The sequence below is a fragment of the Prolinoborus fasciculus genome, from assembly GCF_056724605.1.
The window spans coordinates 1-4,990 of the sequence record NZ_JBWZQN010000104.1; the positions used below are offsets into that span (position 1 = coordinate 1).

The window sequence follows — 4,990 nt, forward strand, 5'->3', positions numbered from 1 at the left end:
AAGTGTCACTGGCGTATTGTAGCTATAGTCGAAAGGCTAAACCGCTTACAGGGGAACTTCACATAGGCGGAGCGTTAGGAGTAGTTACATAGGACTTGTTAAGTTGCATGTTGGGGAAACCCTCGCAGAGATACAGGCAATGTAACGACAGGGAGCGCGTGGAGCGAGGTGCAAGACTTTGAGTCCTTGTCTGCATAGTCAGCAAAGCTATGTGCGGATACGACCGATATACGTGGCTCCGAAGCCAAATATATACAGGTAAATCGGCAATACTTAGGGGATATGTCATTTTTTCAAATGGCTGCCCTTAGGGTGAGTATTGCCGAAACTCTCTCAACCGTTTCCAAAGCCAAAGCACGAAGTGCGACGCTTTGGAAACGGTTGAGAGGTTGAGTTCATTTGTTTTTCTTTTATATATGAGCTTTAGAAAAAACTAACTTGCCTTAGGCTATTTTTTTATTTTACTTTTCTTGTGAAAAGTTTTACTTTATTTTCCTCCAATTACTACAAATGAAGAAGATTATTATGGAGACTTTGATATAGAGTTTTCTAATTTCTGGACAAATAGCAATTACTACTGCATGTTTACAGGGTTTAAATCCTATCCAAACTCAGTATATCCAAAAATACTTTATGATAATAAATATGATAAAGCTCGAGAATATATGCAAGAGTTAAAGAAACGTGAGGATAATCTCTTGGAAAGTTTACCAAGTACTTATGAATACCTAAAACATCTACACAGTAGAAAATAATATGGAACTTTATACAATTATTTTGTATAGTTTTTTTTGCTTTATAGGGGCCATTTTACCTGGCCCTACATCTTTATTGGCCTTAAATCTAGGTCTTAATAATTCTATAAAAGCTGTTTTTCTAGCTAGTATTGGAGCAGCGATAGCTGATTTTCTGATTATTTGTGCTATTGGTTTTGGACTAAAACAAATAATTGATGATTTTCCTATAATTTTTGAGGTAATAAAAACTCTAGGATTTTTCTACTTAATTTTTATCGCGTATATGATATGGAAATCAGAAAACAGTATTTCTGAACATAAAGATGATACTCATAATATATATAGATTACCTATAAAAGGTTTTTTAACAGCAATTTCTAATCCTAAAGTACTTGTATTTTTTATTGCATTTTTACCCCAATTTATTGATCCTAATTTAAATATATCTTATCAATACATAGTTCTAGGTATCGCTTCTTCGATGATAGATATAATTTGTATGACAATATATGGATTATTGGGAGTTAAATTATTATATTTTTTTAAGGATAAAACTAATCTACTTTATCTTAATCGTATAAGCGCTATATGTATGGCTAGTATAGCTATGTTCCTGATAATAAGGTAACTAGACTCTATTTTTTTTCTTATTATGATTTAGGACAGCTTGTCCTAAATCCTTCCAAATTTCCCATTTCATATCATTTGGGTCGATTTCAGCAGTTTTAAGCAGAACTCCAAGTAATTCTGCAGGATCACGCTGATCTAGGTTAGCAATCTCAAAAAGTGCGCCTAATTGGATAAGGTGGCGTGTACGAGCTTTTCGTTCAGCTTCCTTTTCTGCATTCAATAATTTTCTAACTGCAACTTTTTGCTTATTTGCTCGATCTATTGCTTTTTCAGCTTTGATTAAGGCATTAATTTTTTTCTCTTGGTCAGGTGTTCTGTACTGAATTTTGGCTAATTCAAGTAAAAGTTTTTGAGCATCATTAGGGTTCTTTAAAGCAGAAATATAGGTGATTTTTTCAAATAGCCATTCATTATTCATATTTAATTCCTTGATTCAGATACCGCAAAATTACAGGCTCAATACTCAAAGAACGATAACAAAATATTTACGTTCGAGTAACGTAATTTTGTTAAAGTCGTTCTAGAGATTGTCGCCTGCACTTCCATCAAAAATTTGATGGCGCGCTTAGACGTTTCTCAATTTCATTGAGAAACCTAAGCACGTTAGGGACTTCATCCCTAAAACCCTGAAACTTATTTTTTTCGTTCAATTGAAAATTGAATGAAAAAAATAAGTACCAAAGCTAGGAGCAACAGCATGCAACTAAAACAGGTATTGGGAAAAATCAAAGATATTACTTTTGGCGTGATCGCAGCACCGCTAATCATCATCATTATGATGTGGGCTTCGATACTTGATCAAAGAGCGTTTAAGAAAGAGCGCAACCGAAAAAAGGAACAGGATAAAACCTAATGGCGATTGCTCGTTTAAGTGTCAAAGTCGGTAAGGCAGGTAAAGCAGCACCGCATGCCGAATATATAGATCGGGATGAAGAAAAGAAGCTGAAACAGGAACAGGCAGAAACTGATCTTGAACATAGTGCTTATGGAAACATGCCGAAATGGGCTGAACATAATCCGATTACCTTTTGGCAGGCAGCCGACCTTTACGAGCGTAAAAATGGCAGTACCTATCGAGAATATGAAATTGCCCTGCCTAGAGAGATGAATGCCGAGCAACGCCTAGAACTGGTTGAGGACTTCATTCAGTCTGAGATCGGCTCAAAATATCCGTATCAATTTGCGATTCATAACCCTAAAGCAATGGACGGCAAGGATCAGCCTCACGTTCACCTCATGTTTAATGAACGTCTGCAAGATGGAATCGAACGAGATCCAGAGCAATATTTCAAACGCTATAACGCCAAGAATCCTGAACGTGGCGGAGCTAAAAAAGACAATACGGGCAAGGGTTACCAGGAACGAAAAACTGATATTAAAGACCTACGCCAAAGATGGGCTGATTTATGCAACAGCCATTTAGAAAAACACCAAATTGACAGTCGTATTGATATGCGAAGCTACAAAGAGCAAGGCATAGAGAAAGAACCCGAAAAGAAACTATTACCAAGCCAAGCTAAAGACCCTGAAATCAGGGAAGCCTTGCAACAGTCACGTATAGCCTATAAAGAGCTTGAGCAACTAGATTTAGGCGACCCTAAAAAAGACCTGAAAGACCTCAAAAACAGCCCAATTTCAGATAAAGAAATTAAACAGGGTATTGAGAGCTTTAAGGCTGATTTTGACAGCTTTAAACAGCTTGCTTTGGAACAGTACAAACAGCAGCAGAAATTAGAAAGAGAGCAACAGAAAACAATGAAGTTTAGAGGGATGAGCCGATGACACCTGATGAAAAAAAGCTATATGCACTGATGGCAGTTGCAGAACAACAGCAGAACCTAGTCAATCAGGCCGTTAAAGAGCTTCAAATCACGAAAGAACACATTCAAAGCACTATTGCTGGGCAAACCCACCACACTATATCAAAAGCGGTAAATGAGGGCTTACAGGACGGTACAGCAGAACTTATTAAGACCGCTAAAGCGCTTGGACGCTTGAAAAACTCGATTGAATCAGCCAATGATCAATTTTCATGGAAGTTAATCACCACTTTCTTAGGTGTTTTTTCAGTTCTCATACTGACTATGACGTGGCTATTTGCATCTTATATTAAGCCTTTAGAGAATATTCCAAAGATCGAGAGTTTAAGGCAGCAAGGTATTCAGTTTGATATTCAAAGTTGTGCCGTTGGAGAAGAGTCCAAGCCCTGCGTCCGAGTGATGAAAGAGCAGTGTGGCTATGGGAAGCATGGGGATTTATGCGTTATTGACCCCAAATAGCTGAATCTGAAAATGAAGGCTCTAAGCACTCATTTATAATTTTTATTATGTTTAAAATTAGTGGAAGTTAAGGAAATTATTATGTTAAAGCAATCAAGTTTAGAAAGAACAGAGTTTAAGGAAGAAGAACTTGCGCCCATTAAAAAGCTTGATTTGAATGATTTGAAAGTTCCTATGCCTAAAAACCTTGATCAGTTACTGATTTGGACATCCGAACTTGCTCAATATAATTATGCTCAATTCCTTGACCAATCCGAACAGCTAAAACTTGTTGATGAAGACAACCTGGAAGAACAGGCGGAAATCAGTCAGAAGCTTAGGTTCTATAGAGGTAATGCGCTTATAGAAAACCAAATCAAAGATTTCTATTTGAAAAAGTTACTTGATCAAGGGGAGGCAACAGTCAAAGGTTATATTAAAAGTCCGACTAAGAAAAATACCCGATATGCTGTAATTTCTTATCATGACTATGATTTTGTAAGCTTTGCTACTCCAGAGATTCTTAATAAATTTCCAGCCGATCTCATCAATTTCGTGCAAAAGGAAACACCTAAGACATTAGCGGACATATATCCTGAAGAAGCCGTGTTCTTATCAGCTATCAAAAAATTTATAAAACCTTTTAAAGAACAGTATAAAAAATTGGCTGATAAGAACAGGGAAATTAAGGAGCACAATACAGTTGCTCATAAAATTTATATAAAAATTAAAAATAAGGAAGCAACTTTGCAAAAGCCAACAGAGTCAAAGCCTAAAGAATCTAGTCCAAAGACTACTGAAAATAGTGCTGTCCCAGTAGAGATGAAGCAGGGAACCATTCAGAAAAATATGGCTCCACAAGAAAAGCCACTTACTGTGATTAAGAAGCGAAAATTTGCTTTAAACAAGGATAAGTAACTTGTAATGTAAAATTCTAAACAAAAACCCCTCTAAGTCTTGCAACTTAGAGGGGTTTTCAAGTAAATTCAGCGGTACGCAGTTATTTGATGCTACAACATCAAGTAACGAAGATCATAAGGTTTGACGACCGTTATGATTTCACCAAAAGGCTTGTACCTGAACTCTATTTTCACAATAAACAGTGTTTATATCAAGCCTCAAAATGATAAGTCTTCGTTAATTCGTGTTTTAAACCATCAAATAAGCATCCTAGATCGAGCTTTGCCCGCTTCTGCGTGTCCGTTTTACGGTCGGCATGCAGTACGTGTGGTAGGAATAAGTGTCACTGGCGTATTGTAGCTATAGTCGAAAGGCTAAACCGCTTACAGGGGAACTTCACATAGGCGGAGCGTTAGGAGTAGTTACATAGGACTTGTTAAGTTGCATGTTGGGGAAACCCTCGCA

The 4,990-nt window shown here is 37.0% G+C and carries 6 protein-coding genes; 5 read left to right on the top strand and 1 reads right to left on the bottom strand.

The window, feature by feature from the left end; all coding sequences use genetic code 11:
- Positions 1 to 756: 756 nt before the first annotated feature.
- Entirely contained in the window at positions 757 to 1,365 is a 609-nt protein-coding gene (locus tag AC1P5O_RS16075) for a LysE family translocator (RefSeq protein ID WP_004282301.1), read from the top strand.
- On the opposite strand, the gene AC1P5O_RS16080 is transcribed toward AC1P5O_RS16075, so the two are convergent.
- Positions 1,366 to 1,785, bottom strand: coding sequence for a conjugal transfer protein TraD (locus tag AC1P5O_RS16080; RefSeq protein ID WP_004282303.1), 420 nt, complete (start codon positions 1,783 to 1,785; stop codon positions 1,366 to 1,368).
- Positions 1,786 to 2,064: 279 nt separating this feature from the next.
- Between AC1P5O_RS16080 and AC1P5O_RS16085 the strand changes: the two genes are divergently transcribed.
- The 4 genes from AC1P5O_RS16085 (at position 2,065) to AC1P5O_RS16100 (ending at position 4,543) form a co-directional block, all read left to right on the top strand.
- Positions 2,065 to 2,220: a hypothetical protein gene (locus tag AC1P5O_RS16085; RefSeq protein WP_004812002.1), complete on the top strand. Its 156-nt coding sequence runs from the start codon at positions 2,065 to 2,067 to the stop codon at positions 2,218 to 2,220.
- The gene (locus AC1P5O_RS16090; protein WP_004282296.1) at positions 2,220 to 3,149 is read left to right on the top strand and encodes a MobA/MobL family protein; all 930 of its coding nucleotides are present in this window, start codon (positions 2,220 to 2,222) and stop codon (positions 3,147 to 3,149) included. Before AC1P5O_RS16085 ends, AC1P5O_RS16090 begins: the two co-directional genes overlap by 1 nt.
- Positions 3,146 to 3,646 carry a hypothetical protein gene (locus AC1P5O_RS16095; RefSeq protein ID WP_004282297.1) on the top strand — a complete coding sequence of 167 codons (501 nt, stop codon included), beginning with the start codon at positions 3,146 to 3,148 and terminating at the stop codon, positions 3,644 to 3,646. Before AC1P5O_RS16090 ends, AC1P5O_RS16095 begins: the two co-directional genes overlap by 4 nt.
- An 81-nt stretch (positions 3,647 to 3,727) precedes the next feature.
- The gene (locus AC1P5O_RS16100; protein ID WP_004282298.1) at positions 3,728 to 4,543 is read left to right on the top strand and encodes a hypothetical protein; all 816 of its coding nucleotides are present in this window, start codon (positions 3,728 to 3,730) and stop codon (positions 4,541 to 4,543) included.
- Positions 4,544 to 4,990 lie beyond the last annotated feature (447 nt).